The 14,283-nt window shown below is 59.2% G+C and carries 20 protein-coding genes and 2 tRNA genes; 7 read left to right on the forward strand and 15 right to left on the reverse strand.

What is annotated here, in order from left to right; all coding sequences use genetic code 11:
• Positions 1–262 precede the first annotated feature (262 nt).
• Entirely contained in the window at positions 263–667 is a 405-nt protein-coding gene (locus IB244_RS25510; RefSeq protein WP_018117009.1) for a hypothetical protein, read from the reverse strand.
• Positions 668–909: 242 nt separating this feature from the next.
• Between IB244_RS25510 and IB244_RS25515 the strand changes: the two genes are divergently transcribed.
• Together IB244_RS25515 and IB244_RS25520 are read left to right on the forward strand one after the other, a co-directional pair.
• Positions 910–1,143, forward strand: coding sequence for a hypothetical protein (locus tag IB244_RS25515; RefSeq protein ID WP_025660329.1), 234 nt, complete (start codon positions 910–912; stop codon positions 1,141–1,143).
• 204 nt (positions 1,144–1,347) lie between these two features.
• Entirely contained in the window at positions 1,348–1,998 is a 651-nt protein-coding gene (locus IB244_RS25520; protein ID WP_169683791.1) for a glutathione S-transferase family protein, read from the forward strand.
• Positions 1,999–2,134: 136 nt separating this feature from the next.
• Here the strand turns inward: IB244_RS25520 and IB244_RS25525 are convergent, their stop codons facing one another.
• On the reverse strand, positions 2,135–2,362 hold the full coding sequence (locus IB244_RS25525; RefSeq protein ID WP_169683790.1) for a hypothetical protein: 228 nt from the start codon (positions 2,360–2,362) through the stop codon (positions 2,135–2,137).
• A 105-nt stretch (positions 2,363–2,467) separates the two neighbouring features.
• On the reverse strand, positions 2,468–2,635 hold the full coding sequence (locus IB244_RS25530; protein ID WP_169683789.1) for a hypothetical protein: 168 nt from the start codon (positions 2,633–2,635) through the stop codon (positions 2,468–2,470).
• A gap of 907 nt (positions 2,636–3,542) precedes the next feature.
• On the opposite strand from IB244_RS25530, the gene IB244_RS25535 reads away from it, so the two are divergent.
• Complete coding sequence (locus IB244_RS25535; RefSeq protein WP_025660331.1) at positions 3,543–4,676, forward strand: pyridoxal phosphate-dependent aminotransferase; 1,134 nt, start codon at positions 3,543–3,545, stop codon at positions 4,674–4,676.
• A 6-nt stretch (positions 4,677–4,682) separates the two neighbouring features.
• On the opposite strand, the gene IB244_RS25540 is transcribed toward IB244_RS25535, so the two are convergent.
• The 11 genes from IB244_RS25540 to IB244_RS25590 all read right to left on the reverse strand — a co-directional run bounded on the left by IB244_RS25540 (position 4,683) and on the right by IB244_RS25590 (position 12,064).
• Positions 4,683–5,807, reverse strand: a complete 1,125-nt coding sequence (locus tag IB244_RS25540; RefSeq protein ID WP_169683788.1) for a helix-turn-helix transcriptional regulator — start codon at positions 5,805–5,807, stop codon at positions 4,683–4,685.
• A gap of 320 nt (positions 5,808–6,127) precedes the next feature.
• Positions 6,128–6,203: transfer RNA gene (locus IB244_RS25545), tRNA-Phe, on the reverse strand.
• 184 nt (positions 6,204–6,387) lie between these two features.
• Positions 6,388–6,594: a DNA gyrase inhibitor YacG gene (yacG, locus tag IB244_RS25550; protein WP_018858547.1), complete on the reverse strand. Its 207-nt coding sequence runs from the start codon at positions 6,592–6,594 to the stop codon at positions 6,388–6,390.
• A gap of 18 nt (positions 6,595–6,612) precedes the next feature.
• On the reverse strand, positions 6,613–7,233 hold the full coding sequence (locus IB244_RS25555) for a Maf-like protein (RefSeq protein WP_018858548.1): 621 nt from the start codon (positions 7,231–7,233) through the stop codon (positions 6,613–6,615).
• 56 nt (positions 7,234–7,289) lie between these two features.
• Positions 7,290–7,508: a translation initiation factor IF-1 gene (gene infA, locus IB244_RS25560; RefSeq protein WP_003545338.1), complete on the reverse strand. Its 219-nt coding sequence runs from the start codon at positions 7,506–7,508 to the stop codon at positions 7,290–7,292.
• 118 nt (positions 7,509–7,626) lie between these two features.
• Positions 7,627–8,103 (reverse strand): low molecular weight phosphatase family protein, encoded by a 477-nt coding sequence (locus IB244_RS25565; protein ID WP_018858549.1) that lies wholly within the window; start codon positions 8,101–8,103, stop codon positions 7,627–7,629.
• Between the two features lie 5 nt (positions 8,104–8,108).
• The gene (locus IB244_RS25570; RefSeq protein WP_018858550.1) at positions 8,109–8,582 is read right to left on the reverse strand and encodes a UPF0262 family protein; all 474 of its coding nucleotides are present in this window, start codon (positions 8,580–8,582) and stop codon (positions 8,109–8,111) included.
• 3 nt (positions 8,583–8,585) lie between these two features.
• Positions 8,586–9,884, reverse strand: coding sequence for a histidinol dehydrogenase (gene hisD / locus IB244_RS25575; protein ID WP_018858551.1), 1,299 nt, complete (start codon positions 9,882–9,884; stop codon positions 8,586–8,588).
• Positions 9,885–9,920: 36 nt separating this feature from the next.
• Positions 9,921–10,358: a DUF2948 family protein gene (locus tag IB244_RS25580; protein WP_018858552.1), complete on the reverse strand. Its 438-nt coding sequence runs from the start codon at positions 10,356–10,358 to the stop codon at positions 9,921–9,923.
• Positions 10,359–10,473: 115 nt separating this feature from the next.
• On the reverse strand, positions 10,474–11,766 hold the full coding sequence (gene murA, locus IB244_RS25585; protein WP_169683786.1) for a UDP-N-acetylglucosamine 1-carboxyvinyltransferase: 1,293 nt from the start codon (positions 11,764–11,766) through the stop codon (positions 10,474–10,476).
• 103 nt (positions 11,767–11,869) lie between these two features.
• Positions 11,870–12,064, reverse strand: a complete 195-nt coding sequence (locus IB244_RS25590) for a hypothetical protein (protein WP_018858554.1) — start codon at positions 12,062–12,064, stop codon at positions 11,870–11,872.
• A 152-nt stretch (positions 12,065–12,216) separates the two neighbouring features.
• On the opposite strand from IB244_RS25590, the gene IB244_RS25595 reads away from it, so the two are divergent.
• From IB244_RS25595 to IB244_RS32980, 3 genes are all read left to right on the forward strand, one after another.
• Positions 12,217–12,291, forward strand: a tRNA-Thr gene (locus tag IB244_RS25595).
• A 161-nt stretch (positions 12,292–12,452) separates the two neighbouring features.
• Positions 12,453–12,740, forward strand: a complete 288-nt coding sequence (locus tag IB244_RS25600; RefSeq protein ID WP_192306094.1) for a hypothetical protein — start codon at positions 12,453–12,455, stop codon at positions 12,738–12,740.
• A gap of 278 nt (positions 12,741–13,018) precedes the next feature.
• Positions 13,019–13,243 (forward strand): hypothetical protein, encoded by a 225-nt coding sequence (locus tag IB244_RS32980; protein WP_409564087.1) that lies wholly within the window; start codon positions 13,019–13,021, stop codon positions 13,241–13,243.
• Between the two features lie 69 nt (positions 13,244–13,312).
• On the opposite strand, the gene IB244_RS25610 is transcribed toward IB244_RS32980, so the two are convergent.
• Complete coding sequence (locus IB244_RS25610; protein ID WP_018858557.1) at positions 13,313–13,561, reverse strand: hypothetical protein; 249 nt, start codon at positions 13,559–13,561, stop codon at positions 13,313–13,315.
• Between the two features lie 305 nt (positions 13,562–13,866).
• Between IB244_RS25610 and IB244_RS25615 the strand changes: the two genes are divergently transcribed.
• A complete protein-coding gene (locus tag IB244_RS25615) occupies positions 13,867–14,109 on the forward strand; it encodes a DUF982 domain-containing protein (RefSeq protein WP_018858558.1) in 243 nt (80 codons plus the stop codon).
• The last annotated feature ends 174 nt before the right edge of the window (positions 14,110–14,283 follow it).

The following is a 14,283-nucleotide window of genomic DNA, read 5'->3' on the forward strand; positions in this document are numbered from 1 at the left end:
TCTCGAAACTCAAGACGCTCCTACGAAAGAAAGCCGCAAGGAGTTTCGACGCAATATCAAATGCCCTGAGCGACATCTGTGCACTGTTCCCCGTCGAAGAATGTCGAAACTACTTCAGGGCCGCAGGCTATGAGGCGATTTAGACGCGACAAGCTTTGGGCAACGGGCTCGCAATTAAAGCGACATCGATGTCCGGCGACGAGATGCGCTGGGCGGAGTGCCAGGCAGGGCGGCTACCCTGCCAGACGCTGCATTGGACAGATCAGCGATATGACGGCGCCGGCGGTGTGAGTACCACCTTTTCGCTGGAGAAGATGATGAAAGCGAACAGCAACACGCCGACGAAGGTGATGACCGACGCGAGAGCGACGATCGGCTCCATGGCCGTATTGCCCTGAAGCATGAGATAGAGCGCCGGCACCATGAGCGCGATGCCTGCCGTGTAGACGTAATACTGGATCATCGCGAGACGCTTCTCGGCCTTCTGAGGATTGAGGGCGTGGTAGCCGCCAAAGATCGCCATCGTCACCCAACCCAAGAGATTACAGTGCGCATGGGCGCCGATCACGCTGTGATCCTGCGAGATCGCCATGTTCAGCCCCATGAGGATGCCGATAATCAGAAATATGACTGCCGTCCTGAAGTATAGCTGCGATATGCGTGGCATAGAGTATCCCCCTCCGTTTGCGCTGACAGTATTATCATTCCGCAATAGAATTGAGAACGGCGGCCGTCCGAGATTTAACCTTCTGAGGACCATTTTGTTACCGTTGCGGGAGACCGCTACGCGCCGCAACACTCCCCGCCCATCGCATCGGCATTTCATCCCTGTAGATTGGCAAATTCTTAAGCATTTCCTTAAACACATTTCGACTATTCTGCCTCGTCGGCACATTCGTGGAGAGCGAGATGAGAGACATTTACAAACCCTTCGTCGCCACTGATGACCCCGACCGGGACATCCGCTGCCAGGACGCGCTGCAGTTCGCCTTCCGCGATCTCGTCGCGGCATCGGTCGATGCGGGCTGGAGCGAGCACGAAGCGCTCGAGGCGATCGCTACGCTTGCGGACGACGGCCTCCGGCGGATCGGCGCCAATGATGACGCCCAGACGCTGCTCGATGTGCTGCGAAGGATGGCTTAGTCGAAGCAGGCAAGGCGCCCTTCGCGATGTGGGCGTTTGCGGCCTGTGCGGAAGAAACGGCTAGCATAAGTCGAAAGCTGCCCCCTCGCGCCAGCAAGAATCCTTCCCCTATTTGAACCAACCGCGAGGACTATCTTGAACATTGGGTGTCGGAATCTCGTTTAGCCGGTCGTCTTCAAGACAGACACGCTATGGAGAACAACAATGGCCATCACCATTACCGCCTTTGAACGGTCGCCCGATCGTGGCAGGGGTTTGGCGCGCGACATGCGCGTTCGCTGGGCGCTCGAAGAAGTGAACCAGCCTTACGACGTTCGTCTTCTTTCGTTCAAAGCGATGAGGGAACCCGCGCATCTCGCGGTCCAACCTTTCGGGCAGATTCCGACCTATGAGGAGGGCGATCTCGCCCTGTTTGAGTCGGGGGCGATCGTGCTGCATATCGCGGAGCGCCATGCGGGCCTGCTGCCTGAGGATACAAATGCCCGGGCACGCGCGATCGCATGGATGTTTGCCGCACTGAACACAATAGAGCCGCCGATCGTCGATAGAGAAGTTGCCAGGTTCCTGGAGGGCGACCAGCCCTGGTACGAGCAGCGCCTGCCTATGATTGACAAACGCATTCGCAAGCGACTGAGCGAACTTTCCGATCGGCTTGGCGATGCCGACTGGCTCGACGGGAACTTCAGTGCCGCCGACATCCTCATGGTGACGGTACTGCGCAGATTGGAAGGATTGGGCATGCTGGACGAATACCCGAACCTTTTCGCCTATGTCGCCCGCGGCAAAGCGCGGCCGGCCTTCAAGCGTGCCTTCGATGCCCAGTTGGCTGTCTTCACCGCCACATCGGCTGACTGAGAATGATCTGCTTTGGGCCGTGCCTGCCACCACGCCTCAGCACGTGAGCCGGGCGACGGTAACGGCGAAGGTTGATGACCTGCCTCAGTTGGCGGCCAGCAAGCCATCGGCGGTGAGCGTTCGCTATCAGGCTGGGTCAGCGACGACGGGCCTGGGCGACGACTGACATGTCAATCGCGGTTTCAGCGATCCAGGAGCGGTCAACGGCAATATCGACATGGGTCCGGGCTGGGACACGTTCTACATAGAGGGCGGGCAGATCACGTGTCCCGTCAATATGGGCGACGGTGACGACTGGGCCGCAGTCACGGGAGGCACCCCTGTCGTCGAATTTCGCGGCAGGAGCCGGTGCGGACCAACTCATTTGGGCCGGCGGCAAACGAGTTCCGGCCACGCAATGCCATCGCAAGATACCGATTGGCACCGGACGTCCTTCAGCACGGTGGCGATCGTCTCAATCACGTCGTCATCAGTGAAGGTCAAGGCTGAGTTGCTGGCCTTTGATTACAGGCAGAGGGCGGCCGATATCGATATGGCCGAAAACGCGTTTGCGGCGCTCGGCATCGCGCTCCCGCTCCGCCCGGCTTGCGGCGACGGCAGCAAGGGCATTCGCGATAACCTGTTCAGTATGGGTCATGAGAACCTCCATAGGAATGTTCCTATTTTGTTCTCATTTTGCGACAGCGTCAAGGGGCGTATTCACGCCGTGCAAGGTACCGCTCCACTGGCGCCACACAAAGCCAATTTCGCCGTCAAGTGTTCGTTCGCATGCGCCAGATGGGGTGGTAGATTGTTTCTCTACACGAGTTCAACCGCTGCAGGGAGAAACCGATGCGCAGACTTCGGATGCTTATACTGATAGGGTTCGCCGCGTTTGCTTCGGCCTGCACAACAACTCCGCAAAGTTCAAATCGCGGAGATTTTCAGTATCAACCGCGGTATTCCGTGAATCCCGCCTGTGCACATGGCTTCAGACCGACAAACGCGTTGTCGTGCGGTTACTGACCGGGGCTGGGCCAATTGAGGGCGAACGAGGCGCTCAAGCGTCCTGCGTTCGCCTTCGTGGGCCAGCCTAGCTGCACGCTGTGCCAAAGAGGTTTCCCTGCGGGTGGCCTTACGACTGGTGCGTCACGGCTGTGGAGAAGCCAATGATCTTCGTGGCAGCCGGAGGTACCGCATCCACACCGCGATTTTCCTTAACCGCATGACCCAAACGGGTCATGCGGTTGTATTGTCTCAACACTAAAATCCGGTCCGTTAGAGGGGGGACGGGGTCTGCCGCAGCCGGTGGACGAATGGTGAGGCGTTTTGTCGTCTGTCGGTGGGAGGAAGTGGGTCGCCATCGCAACGACTGACAGAACAACGACCATCATTCCTGACGCATGCCGCCATGGGCAGACCCTTCCCAACTGATATGGAAAATCAGGAAATTCCCGGAAGTCGCGGATGCATACTGCTTGGCGTCACCCAACTTCCGGCATTCATGCCATGACGGTTCAACCTATCAACGATGGGTCATTTCGAACCAGAAGGACGTGTCGCAAATGCAGCTTGCACCGTACCTGCTTGATCAATGGTTGGCGAAATACGGATCCTCGCGATCCCCTATACTCTACGACCTGGCTTCGAGCGCGGGACCGACCTGGACATTGAGGGAACTGCTAGCTTTGGGAAACGAGGCGGTGAATGTCTCGGAAGTCGTTCTGGGCGACGCGCCTCCCGACGGCGACCCTGATCTCCGAGGGGTGATCGCTGCGCTTTACGACGTCGATCCGGAATGGGTCGTTGTGACGTCCGGTGCATCGGAGGCAATCGCGATCCTGCTTTGTATATCGGCCCAGCCGGATCACAATGTCCTTATTCCGAACCCCGCATTTACTCCCTTCGAAGTTATGGCGCAGGCATGGGGTTTGCAAACCCGTCGATACGAGTTGTCGCGGGACAACGGCTATCGGCAGGACGCCGATCAAATCCTTGCGGCTTCGGACCACAAGACCGTTTTGACGTTGGTCAATACGCCACACAATCTGGCGGGAACGATCCTGTCACGCGGCAAGATTTCCGAACTCGCAGCCGGCCTCCGGGACCGCGGGATTCCGCTGGTTGTGGATGAGGCCTATCACCCTGTCTATTTCGGGACGGCCGAACGGTCGGCAACAGGCATCGAAAATGTGATTGTCATCGGTGACATGTCGAAGACATTTAGCCTTCCTGGACTGCGTTTGGGATGGATTGTCGACCCCGATGGGCGGAGACGGAAGCGCATCGTCGAAGCACGAAGCTACTTCACGATGGGCAGCGCGCCGCTCCTGGAGAGGATCGGAACCCACGCCCTTGCCAATCGCAACGCTATTCTTGCGCGGTTGCGCTCAGTGGCGTCCGCAAATTTTACGAAGCTTGCGAGCTTCATGGAGAGCCAGCCAGGCATCCTGTCGTGGGTTAAGCCTCAAGCCGGGACAATCGCGTTCCCCTGGGTTATGGACGGCAGAAACGCCCGCCCGATCTGCATGGCGCTCGCCGATGCCGGCGTCCTGGTCGTGCCAGGCGACTGCTTTAGATGCCCGGACCACTTTCGCGTCGGATTTGCCGCCCGTGCTAAAGGTTTTGACGTAGCTCTTTCGATATTTTCGGAGACCTTGAGGAAAGAATATTGGGTTTCCGGCCACGCAAAAATCTAGCGCGCGTCAATTCGCGGGTCGCGTCTGGCCGAACTGCGAAAGGACGGCGACAAGTTCCGACTGCCTATGCGTGTTCGTCTTGCCGAAGATGGCCTTGAGATGGTTTCTGGCCGTCTCGTGGGAGATGCAACATTCCCTGGAAACGTCGTCGAGGGAAAGTCCCATCGCCAGCTTCTGCGCCAGCTTGGATTCGCTTGGGGTCAATGAGAAGCATTTCTGAAGGCACGCTTGCGTGGGCGAGCGCCGCTCATCCGGATCGATCAGGATTGCGACGGCCTGCCCGGGAGCCAGCGGGTTGAATGCGATCGAAGCTAGGGAAGTCACATAGGCGAGGATCGGAACGCGATCCTGTCGCGGCAACCGGATCGGATCGGCGAACGTCGTGTCCTTTCGGAGTATCACCTGTGCGAGGGCCATCTCGAACAACCTCGAAGCCGAGGTGTCGTATGAGTATAAGCGCTTTGCCCGCACGGTGATTGTAGGACAGGTTTCATCCCTGGCAGGCTCGTTGACAATGCGCTCGGCTGCCGCATTCAACCTTAGAACATTGCCGCATCCATCAAAGATGATCGCCGCCGTCATGCTCATGTCGAAGGCCTCGAGTGCAGCATCGATGCGCCCGAGGCCGAGCGTCCTTGTTATGGCGCAGGCCGTGCCGAGACGCCCTGAGAGGCTCACCAGGGAGTGCAGCTGTGCCGGAGTAAACGGACCGAGACTTGGGGAGCGTTGCAGGGCCAGACACCAGAGGCTGTCGCTCGACGCGACCTTGACCCCAGCGAACCATTGCAGCCCGTTCGGTGCGAGGAATTCCTGGTAGTAGGGATGCCTCGAGATGCTATCGGGGGTGAATATGTCGAAATCCGTCGCAACACCCCTCTGCACCAGCGTCGAAAGCACCCCGTAGCGGACGTCGCGATCAATCCAGCCACCCTCGACATAGGCCTCGAGCGACCGAACCATGCTTTCGCTGTGTGGCAGTCCTGGCAGATGATTGCCGGTATCAAAAAGAACCGCACCGGTGCATCCAGTGGCGATCGTGGCGGCGTTCATCGCCTCGTTCCATTTCGTTGGATCGAGTGCCGCCTCGACGAACGCGCGTTCTATGCTAGCAACGTCGAATTCCATCCCCATGGCTCGGTCCCCCAACCGAAATCGCCCTGAGATAACCTGGCACCAGCGAATGGCCGGCTTCACCCCTCGCCTCAATGTCAGAGGATACTAATTTACCTCCGTCCGTGTTGCAACTACACGATGCAGCCTCAAGCGGTTGGGATTGACCAGGGGTGCGTTGTCAGTGGAGCGGCTCCCGGAATCGCGCAAACCTGCCAGCAATGCAAATTGAACGGATAGTCCGCTTGGGGCCGAAAGCGGTCATTAAGAGATAGTGGCATCCAGCCAAGCCAGGCTTCTGGAAACTTGGCTAGATAAACACGACTAAATGGGTGGTGAAATGGTGCCCAGAGCCGGAATCGAACCAGCGACACGCGGATTTTCAATCCGCTGCTCTACCAACTGAGCTATCTGGGCTAACCCGCTTCGCAGACATTCTTTCCTGGGAAAGAACCGAGGGGCCTTGGTTCGCCCCGGAAGCGAGCGGGGTTATAGCATCTTGTCCGGACATGGCAAGCGCCAAATGACAGTTTTTTGAGAAGCCTTGGAATTTTCCAAATTCATCAACGAATTTAATGGCTTCGCCCGTGGAAAAACGGACCTATTCCTCATCATTGTAATCCGCCTTCGCCTCGTCGTCGGCAACGGGGATGGCGTATGAGCCGGAGAGCCAGCGCGAAAGATCGAGGTCGCGGCAGCGGTTCGAGCAAAACGGGTAGTGTTCGCGGTTGGACGGCTTGCCGCATTCCGGGCAGGGCCGCGTCTTGCGCAGCGGTTCGACCTTGGCGGTCTTGTTTTCGTCAGACATCGGCGGTTCCTTCGAGGATCAGCCCTCGGCCCACCGGCTATGCACGTCAAAGCCTTCGCCGGTCAGCAAAAGGATGGTTTCATAAAGCGGCAACCCAACAACGTTGGTGTAGGAGCCGACCATCTTCTGCACAAATGTTCCGGCCAGGCCCTGGATACCGTAGGCGCCAGCCTTGCCGCGCCACTGCCCCGATGCAAGGTAGTTCTCGATCTCGAAACCGGAAAGGCGCTTGAAGCGAACCTTCGTCTCGACAATCTTCTGGCGGATCTTGCGGTCGGGCGTCACCAGGCAGACGCCGGTATAGACCCAGTGGCTGCGCCCGGACAAGAGATACAACGAGGCTGACGCCTCATCCGCGAACTCGGCCTTGCCAAGAATGCGGCGTCCGACAGCGACGACGGTATCGGCCGACAGGATGTAACTGCCCTTCCACGTCATGTCGCCCTTGATGGCGGCAAGTGCTGCCTCGGCCTTTTCCGTCGACAGGCGCCGGGCGAGTGAGCGCGGGTGCTCAGACTTTTTCGGCGTCTCGTCGATATCCATCGGCATGAGACGCGAAGGCTCGATCCCTGCCTGATTGAGCAGATCAACGCGGCGGGGCGAGCCGGAAGCCAGAATGAGCTTGTATTTCAGCGCCATGGAACCTCGACCACCGGAACACGGAGAAAGCGGCCTTTCAAGCCTTGTATGCAGGCCTACTTGAAGCGGTAGGTGATGCGGCCCTTGGTCAGGTCGTAGGGCGTCATTTCAACGAGAACCTTGTCGCCGGCCAGAACGCGGATGCGGTTCTTGCGCATGCGGCCAGCAGTGTGAGCGATGATCTCGTGTTCGTTTTCGAGCTTTACGCGGAACGTTGCGTTCGGCAGAAGCTCGGTCACAATACCCGGAAATTCGAGGACTTCTTCTTTAGGCATATAGAGGTTTTCTTCCTGTGGGTTGAGATGACGGCGGCGGCCGCCCAAAATTTTGGGCGGAAACTACACAATCAACGAGGGTTTGTGAACCTAATTGATCGCGTTTCCGTCATTTGTTTCACGCCGAGTGCGCGGCAATGATGTTTCTTCTAACCAGCCGGCTCTCGATCAGTTCGGTCAGATGATCGCGGACTTGCCGGTAGCTGTTCAGAATCTGCTCTCGCGTGCCCTGAACAACGGTCGGATCGATGGTCGGCCAATAGACGACTTCGATGGCTTTCGACCGGGTCAGTTCTAGCGCTGCATGGTGCGCTTGCGGCGAGAGCGAGATGATCAGGTCGAAGTAATCATCTTCCAGTTCTTCCAGCGTATGCGGATGATGCCGACCAAGAGAAAGGCCGATCTCCTCAAGCGCAACATCGACGAAGGGGTCCCGCTCCCCCGAACGGACGCCGGCGGATCTGATATAGACGTTCGCAGGCAGCATGCTGCGGGCGATCACCTCGGCCATGGGGGAGCGAATGCAGTTCATGCCGCACATGAACAGGATGGCGCCCGGCCTTTTTCCTTCGCCTGCGTCGACTGGCGCTTCCATCGGCCTCAACCGCGCCAGTAGAGCACGCAAACCAGCGTGAACAGCCGGCGTGCGGTATCGAAATCGATCTCGATCTTGCCGTTCAGGCGGTCCCTCAGCGTCTGCGAGCCCTCATTGTGAATGCCGCGCCGCCCCATGTCGATCGCCTCGATGCGGCTCGGCGAGGCTGAGCGGATTGCCTCGTAGTAGCTTTCACAGATCAGGAAATAATCCTTCACGATGCGGCGAAACGGGGTCAAGGACAGGATGTGGGTGGCGACGGCGCCTCCGTCCTCCGTCGTGATCGCGAAAACCAGCTTGGAGTCGACCAGCGAGATATTCAGCCGGTACGGCCCACCGGAATGCCCCACGGGCGTAAAGCTGTTTTCCTCGACAAGATCGAAGATGGCGACCGCGCGCTCGTGTTCGACGTCGGGCGTCGCTCTGCCGATGCTGTCGTCAAGGACGACGTCGCAAAGCCGAAAGTCGCCCGTTGCCATCTGTCACCCTTCCAGGTTCAGGCGGATCGCTACCGACCGTGCGTGTGCGTCCAGTCCTTCGGAAACGGCCAGTGCGATGGCGGCGGGACCGAGCGTGCGAAGTTGCTCGGGACCGAGGCGCAGGATCGAGGTGCGCTTGACGAAATCGAGCACTGAGAGACCGGAGGAGAACCGGGCCGAGCGGGCCGTCGGCAGAACGTGGTTCGAGCCGCCGACATAGTCACCGATCACTTCAGGCGTATGGGCGCCCATGAAGATCGCGCCGGCATTGCGGATGCGAGGCAGCAGCGCGTCCGGATCGGCAACGGCGAGCTCCAGGTGTTCGGGCGCGATCCGGTTTGACAGCGGAATCGCGTCCTTGAGCGACTTCACGAGAATGATCGCTCCAAAGTCGCGCCAGCTTGCGGCAGCGGTTTCGGCCCGATTGAGCAGTTTCAACTGCCGCTCGACCGCTGCTTCCACGGACCGTGCGAACTCGGCATCCTCAGTCGCGAGGATCGCCTGCGCGCTCGCATCGTGCTCGGCTTGCGCCAGAAGATCGGCCGCCACCCAGTCCGGATTGTTATCCTTGTCGGCGATGACAAGCACTTCCGAGGGACCGGCGATCATGTCGATGCCGACGGTGCCGAAAACCTGGCGCTTGGCGGCTGCCACATAGGCGTTGCCCGGGCCGGTGATCTTGGCGACCGGCGCAATGGTTTCGGTGCCGTAGGCAAGGGCAGCGACGGCCTGCGCACCGCCGAGCCGGTAGATCTCGGTGACGCCCGCGAGTTTGGCGGCTGCAAGCACGGCCGGATTGACCACGCCGCCGGTTGCGGGAACGACAATGACGATGCGGTCGACGCCGGCAACTTTGGCCGGCACGGCATTCATCAGCACCGAACTCGGATAGCTAGCCGTGCCGCCAGGCACATAAAGGCCGACCGCCTCGATCGCCGTCCAGCGAGACCCGAGGCCGACGCCCATGTCGTCCTCATAGATATCGTCCTTCGGCAACTGGCGGCGATGATGCGATTCGATCCGCACGGCCGCGACCTTCAGCGCGCCAAGCACTTCGGCCGGCACAGCTTCGACCGCTGCATCGATCTCGGCTTCCGTCACACGCATGGGCGTTACGGCAAAATCGATCCCGTCGAACTTCTTCGAATATTCGGCAAGCGCCGCGTCGCCGCGCGCCCTGACGTCATCGATGATGGCGCGGACTGCCGTATTCACATCCTCGGAGACTTCGCGCTTGGTCGTCAGGAAGGCGGCAAACCGTTGCTCGAAGCCTTCCGATGCCTGATCCAGCCAGATTGCCAATGCGATATTCCTCTTTGATTACAGAACAACCAGTTCTCAGGCGCCGGGATGGCGCGGCTTGGATGCGGTTTCCCACGCTCCGCCGATATCCGCAAGCTGAACCTCGATGCATTCGACATCGAGCGCAACACTTGCCGTGCCTGACAGCGCCAGCTCGACCGTTCCCTCCGGCCCCTCGCCCTTCTGCTCGAAGCGGATAGCAAGCAGCGACAGCACCGCGTCGCGGTTCTCGCGATCGATGCCGGTGGAGCGAACCGCAAGTACACGCTTGAAGACGACAGCTGCGCGGCGGCGTTCGAACCCCCTGCGCTTCTTGCCGGCTTCTTCCCACACGAAGCGGTTGACGGCGACCGAGAACTGACCTTCGCGCGGCGACCAGGCCAGATCGGCGACCTTGAAGACGCTATCCTGCAAATGCGCGGAGACGACGGCAAGATCTTCGCTATCGAGCGCTACCAGCTTCAGGTCGGTCATTCAGGCAATACCCCATCGCCAATACATCGCCGGAATGGCGATGCGTCAGACAACGGACATAAGGCGCGACAGGACAATGCGCAACCATATCGAAGGGCTAAGAAGCGCCCTTTCGTTATTCGCTCACACGCTCGACGATGGCGCCGCAGCGGGTGAGCTTTTCTTCCAGGCGCTCAAAGCCGCGATCGAGGTGATAGACACGGGACACCATCGTCTCGCCTTCGGCGGCAAGGCCGGCGATGACGAGCGAGACGGAGGCGCGCAGGTCGGTCGCCATGACGGGCGCACCCTTCAGCCGCGGAACGCCTTCGATCTTCGCCGTCTGGCCAGACAGCGAGATCTTCGCGCCCAGGCGCGCTAGTTCCTGCACATGCATGAAGCGGTTTTCGAAAATCGTCTCGGTGACATGCGAGATGCCGGTCGAACGCGTCATTAGCGCCATGAATTGCGCCTGCAGGTCGGTGGGGAAGCCCGGGAAGGGATCGGTGACGATATCCACCGGCTTGATGCCGACGCCATTGCGGCGGATGCGCATTCCGTTGCTGGTCGGCGAGATTTCGGCACCGGCGCGGCGGAGCGTTTCAAGGGCCGTGTCGAGAAGCGCGATATCCGTGTGCTCAAGAGTGACATCGCCGCCGGCCATGGCGACGGCCATGGCATAAGTGCCGGTCTCGATGCGATCGGGCAGGACGCGATGGCGCGCGCCGGAAAGCGACGAGACGCCCTCGATCGTAATCGTGCTGGTGCCGGCGCCGGAGATCTTGGCGCCCATGGCAATGAGGCAGTTGGCGAGGTCGACGACCTCCGGTTCGCGGGCGGCGTTGCCAATGACGGTCGTGCCGCGGGCAAGCGTTGCGGCCATCATCATGACGTGAGTCGCACCGACGGATACCTTCGGGAAGGTGTAGCGGGCGCCGATCAGACCGCCCTTCGGCGCCGTCGCATTGATATAGCCGCCGTCGATCTCGAGGTTCGCGCCGAGCGCGGTCAGGCCGTCGAGGAACAGGTCGACCGGACGCGTGCCGATGGCGCAGCCGCCCGGCAGCGAGACGCGGCACTGGCCTTCGCGCGCCAGCAGCGGGCCGATGACCCAGAAGGAGGCGCGCATCTTGGACACCAGCTCATAGGGAGCGGTGGTATCGACAATGGTGCGGCAGGTGAAGTGGATGGTGCGCGAGTACGCGTCTTCCTGACGCTCGCGGCGGCCGTTGACGGCAACATCGACGCCGTGATTGCCGAGGATGCGCATCAGCAGCTCGACATCGGCCAGATGCGGCACGTTCTCAAGCGTCAGTGTATCGCTGGTAAGCAGCGAGGCGATCATCAGCGGCAGGGCGGCATTCTTGGCGCCGGAAATCGGAATGATGCCGTTAAGCTCATTACCGCCGACAATTCTAATACGATCCATGTGCGCTTACGGGCGATGCCCGCCTTTCTGAAAGGCTGTCTGTAAAAAGATGCGGGTGTTTAGACGAAATTAGCGGGGGCTTCAATTCGCCGTGAACCGAACATTATGATTCGTCCATTTTTGCGGCAGGCAGGCCATCCGTCTCATCCGCCTGCCCCGATCGACGCGCACGGGTCTGCTGTTTGCGGCGGGACAAATTTTCTCGGAGCTTTTCGGCGGCCCGCTCGCGACGCAGTTTTGCCTGGCGTTCGATCTCGGTCTTGCGGCTCTTCTGGCCTTTTTTGGTGTTTTCGGTCATCGCCCAGACTTAGCCGAATTCGCGCCAATCCAAAAGTGGGCCGGCCTCAATCTCTACAAAGATGGAAATTGCGGCTTGCGCTTATCATGAAGCTGTGGCAATAGGCCCCCCGTTCACGCAATGCAGCCGGTTCGGTTGCGCGTCTGGTCCTTGCTGCCGTAGCTCAGTGGTAGAGCACACCCTTGGTAAGGGTGAGGTCGGTGGTTCAATCCCACTCGGCAGCACCAGTTTTCTCTAGGAAAATCAGATAGAAGAGCGTGGACGTCAGCGACCGAGAGGCGCGCGAAACGACGTGAAAGTGTGGAACAGACCACGAATTGCACAGAAAATCCGTGCGGCATGTTCCCGTCACGTTCTCACGAGACAGAAGACAAATAGGTTTCCTAACATGATCGAGCTTACGCCATCGCAGATTGCCGCACTGAAACTCGCTCGGGACGGGGACCTGTATCTTCAGCCATCGAACAAATGGACGCACCAGAATGCGACGGTAACCTACGCAAAGTCGGACCGCTGGAAGGAACGGCCTCTGAAAGTGAAGTCCGTAACAGCCAAAGTTCTGGATGAGCTAAAGGCGCCTGGCTTTCTGGAGCGGCGGCATCTCGACGATAACGCTTCGAAAGACGTCTACGGGATAACAATGGCCGGGAAGGTATGGCTACTGAAGAACAAGTAGGCTTAAGTGCATCTTAACGGTGGCGTCCAGAGCCGGCACACGGAAACTCAACAAAAACAAGACGGTAGCGTGTGACTGGACACTCATTATTGCCGCGCCTCGGCAACCTGTGACTCTCGGCTGCGAAAGAACGCCTCTCCCGTCAGCGGAGCTACGCAATGCCCTGAGATTTCAATTGAATCGCTCTGCGTGCGCTGTTTAACTGTCAGCAACCAGGAGGCGTTCATGAAAAATGTGGTTCTAGGGGCTGCGCTTTTGCTGTCTCCTTTGCCGGCGCGGTGACGCAGATCAATGCCCGTGAGCATACCTGCTCTGAGATCACGCAAATCATTCGCCAGGAGAAAAAGCTTTTCGTGCGCGTCGGCATCGGAGGCCGGAGCTTCCGTTATCCGCCGGCCAAATGTGGCCCCGGCGACCAACGGGACACAACCAACCTGCCAGATGCCACCGGAAAACAGTGCGTTCTCGACTATGCCTGCGTCTATGATCCGCAATCGCTTTAGAATTTCCGATAGGACTCGCGGGAAAGCACTGCCGAGTCATCGGCTCGAAGAGAATGCCCTGGTCCGGCCTCAGGCGTCGAAGTGCCAATCCTTCGTCGGACGGCACAGCGTATAGTCGGACTCATCGAGGTCCTGGATCATCTGCCTCAGCGTCCGGACGGTTTCCTCAAAGGCCGCTAGCTTTGCATCGGTCACGTCTACGTTCGAGCCCGTGGCAGCATCCCGTTCGAGCCATCGCTGGTTGCCGCGCCGCATGGATATGACCATAGAAACATACTTCTGGCATTCAGCATTCAGAACGTTCTTGAGGTCCTGCATCACCGATCTCCAACGCTAACAGAGGGCGACTGACGTTGAGCTTTCCATGGTTGCACAAAGCGTTGTTTTCAGCCAGTTAAAAGTGCGCTTAGCCGATCTGCCGGCTAAAAAAGAGACAACCTCCCACGGCACTCAAAAGATCTGCGGTCTGGGGGACGGTGCCGGTGGATACCGAGATCAACCAGCACCCGGTTTTCCTGTTTGCGGGCTCCGAAAATATCGCTAATATACACTCAGTACGGGCCTTCTGGGGGAACGCGAAGGCTGACTTGCACATTTTGGCGTAAGCAACGGAGAATGCGCCTATGGCCAGCGAGAAGTGGAATAATCCTATTCATGTGGGGTTTGAAAATACGGGCGCACGAACGATCGTCGGCCCTATGGACGCGCTGAAATGCCTGGCAGACCTGTGGCCGAGCAGTCGCGGGTTGCATTATCTGAAGGCAAGAAGCACTTGCAGAGCCGCCCTTGATGGTCGAAAGACGATCGAGGAGGCACGCGCGGAATTCGTAGCGGCCGCGGAAGAAGCCAAGCTGAAGGTCAACTGACCGGGCCTTGATCCGCCAATCGCCGGCAGATCGTCGACAACCTGTCCCGGAACAGGGCAATGGTTTATTTTTGTTTAACCCTCGGCAGCGCTTGCTGTTGGGAGCGCGATTAACCTCATTGCCATCAAGGCACGTCCCTCAATAGAAAGTGTGCAGCCATCATGATGATGGTCA

The sequence above is a fragment of the Rhizobium sp. RHZ02 genome (assembly GCF_014851575.1).
GTDB classification, from domain to species: domain Bacteria; phylum Pseudomonadota; class Alphaproteobacteria; order Rhizobiales; family Rhizobiaceae; genus Rhizobium; species Rhizobium altiplani.

Excerpts from the sequence above, each read along its gene's own strand:
- IB244_RS25510 (WP_018117009.1), bottom strand. The coding sequence starts at position 667 with ATGCCACGCATATCGCAGCTATACTTCAGGACGGCAGTCATATTTCTG.
- IB244_RS25535 (WP_025660331.1), top strand. The coding sequence starts at position 3,543 with ATGCAGCTTGCACCGTACCTGCTTGATCAATGGTTGGCGAAATACGGA.
- IB244_RS25590 (WP_018858554.1), bottom strand. The coding sequence starts at position 12,064 with ATGACCGAAAACACCAAAAAAGGCCAGAAGAGCCGCAAGACCGAGATC.
- IB244_RS25570 (WP_018858550.1), bottom strand. The coding sequence starts at position 8,582 with ATGGCAACGGGCGACTTTCGGCTTTGCGACGTCGTCCTTGACGACAGC.
- murA (WP_169683786.1), bottom strand. The coding sequence starts at position 11,766 with ATGGATCGTATTAGAATTGTCGGCGGTAATGAGCTTAACGGCATCATT.
- IB244_RS25520 (WP_169683791.1), top strand. The coding sequence starts at position 1,348 with ATGGCCATCACCATTACCGCCTTTGAACGGTCGCCCGATCGTGGCAGG.
- IB244_RS25525 (WP_169683790.1), bottom strand. The coding sequence starts at position 2,362 with ATGAGTTGGTCCGCACCGGCTCCTGCCGCGAAATTCGACGACAGGGGT.
- IB244_RS25610 (WP_018858557.1), bottom strand. The coding sequence starts at position 13,561 with ATGCAGGACCTCAAGAACGTTCTGAATGCTGAATGCCAGAAGTATGTT.
- IB244_RS25615 (WP_018858558.1), top strand. The coding sequence starts at position 13,867 with ATGGCCAGCGAGAAGTGGAATAATCCTATTCATGTGGGGTTTGAAAAT.
- IB244_RS25600 (WP_192306094.1), top strand. The coding sequence starts at position 12,453 with ATGATCGAGCTTACGCCATCGCAGATTGCCGCACTGAAACTCGCTCGG.
- infA (WP_003545338.1), bottom strand. The coding sequence starts at position 7,508 with ATGCCTAAAGAAGAAGTCCTCGAATTTCCGGGTATTGTGACCGAGCTT.
- IB244_RS25515 (WP_025660329.1), top strand. The coding sequence starts at position 910 with ATGAGAGACATTTACAAACCCTTCGTCGCCACTGATGACCCCGACCGG.
- IB244_RS25555 (WP_018858548.1), bottom strand. The coding sequence starts at position 7,233 with ATGGCGCTGAAATACAAGCTCATTCTGGCTTCCGGCTCGCCCCGCCGC.
- yacG (WP_018858547.1), bottom strand. The coding sequence starts at position 6,594 with ATGTCTGACGAAAACAAGACCGCCAAGGTCGAACCGCTGCGCAAGACG.
- IB244_RS25565 (WP_018858549.1), bottom strand. The coding sequence starts at position 8,103 with ATGGAAGCGCCAGTCGACGCAGGCGAAGGAAAAAGGCCGGGCGCCATC.
- IB244_RS25580 (WP_018858552.1), bottom strand. The coding sequence starts at position 10,358 with ATGACCGACCTGAAGCTGGTAGCGCTCGATAGCGAAGATCTTGCCGTC.
- IB244_RS25540 (WP_169683788.1), bottom strand. The coding sequence starts at position 5,807 with ATGGGGATGGAATTCGACGTTGCTAGCATAGAACGCGCGTTCGTCGAG.
- IB244_RS25530 (WP_169683789.1), bottom strand. The coding sequence starts at position 2,635 with ATGACCCATACTGAACAGGTTATCGCGAATGCCCTTGCTGCCGTCGCC.